General features: G+C 63.9%; 1 protein-coding gene. It reads left to right on the top strand.

Going from position 1 to position 1,355, the window contains the following annotated elements:
- A partial coding sequence (locus Ahu01nite_RS50020) for an AAA family ATPase (RefSeq protein WP_239159809.1) occupies nt 1-1,355 on the top strand: 1,355 nt, incomplete at both ends.

Here is a 1,355-nt window from a genome sequence, read left to right as displayed (position 1 = left end):
CTGACCGTTACATCTCGGACCGGTTCCTGCCCGACAAGGCGATCGACCTGATCGATGAGGCCGGGGCACGGATGCGGATCCGTCGGATGACCGCACCGCCGGACCTGCGCGATTTCGACGAGCGTATCGCTCAGGTGCGTCGTGACAAGGAGTCCGCGATCGACGCGCAGGACTTCGAGCGGGCCGCGCAGCTGCGGGACAAGGAGAAGCAGCTGCTGGGTCAGAAGGCGCAGCGGGAGAAGGAGTGGAAGGCCGGCGACCTCGACGTCGTGTCCGAGGTTGATGACGAGCAGATCGCTGAGGTCCTGGGTAACTGGACCGGCATCCCGGTCTACAAGCTGACCGAGGAGGAGACGTCCCGGCTGTTGCGCATGGAGGACGAGCTCCACAAGCGCGTCATCGGTCAGGAAGACGCTGTCAAGGCGGTCTCCAGGGCGATCCGGCGGACCCGGGCCGGCCTGAAGGACCCGAAGCGCCCGTCGGGGTCGTTCATCTTCGCCGGGCCGTCGGGTGTCGGTAAGACCGAGCTGTCCAAGGCCCTCGCGGAGTTCCTGTTCGGCTCCGAGGACGCCCTGATCCAGCTCGACATGTCCGAGTTCCACGACCGCTACACCGTGTCCCGCCTGGTTGGTGCCCCTCCCGGTTATGTCGGGTATGACGAGGGTGGTCAGCTGACGGAGAAGGTGCGGCGTAAGCCGTTCTCGGTGGTGCTGTTCGACGAGATCGAGAAGGCCCACCCGGATGTGTTCAACACGCTGTTGCAGATCCTGGAGGACGGTCGCCTGACCGATGGTCAGGGCCGGATTGTGGACTTCAAGAACACGGTCATCATCCTGACCACGAACCTTGGTACGAGGGATGTGGCCAAGGCGGTGTCGCTGGGCTTCCAGGCCTCGGAGGCTGAGGAGTCGAACTACGAGCGGATGAAGGTCAAGGTCAACGACGAGCTGAAGCAGCACTTCCGCCCGGAGTTCCTGAACCGTATCGATGACACCATCGTGTTCCACCAGCTGCGTCAGAACGAGATCCTGGAGATCGTGGATATCTTCACGGCCCGGATCGAAGGCCAGCTTAAGAACAAGGACATGGGTCTGGAGCTGACCGACAACGCCAAGAAGTATTTGGCGAAGAAGGGCTTCGACCCGGTCCTGGGTGCCCGGCCGCTGCGCCGCACGATCCAGCGGGACCTGGAGGACACCCTGTCGGAGCAGATCCTGTTCAACGAGTTGCGCCCCGGCCAGATTGTGGTCGTGGACTGCGAGGGTGACCCGGACAACATCGAGAAGTCCAAGCTCACCTTCACCGGCGCCGACCGGGGAGCCACCGTCCCCGACGCCGTCCCGGCAGACCTCGGC

The organism is Winogradskya humida, assembly GCF_016862215.1.
In the GTDB taxonomy this organism is placed as follows: Bacteria; Actinomycetota; Actinomycetes; order Mycobacteriales; family Micromonosporaceae; genus Actinoplanes; species Actinoplanes humidus.
This window is presented reverse-complemented; position numbering and strand designations above follow the sequence as displayed.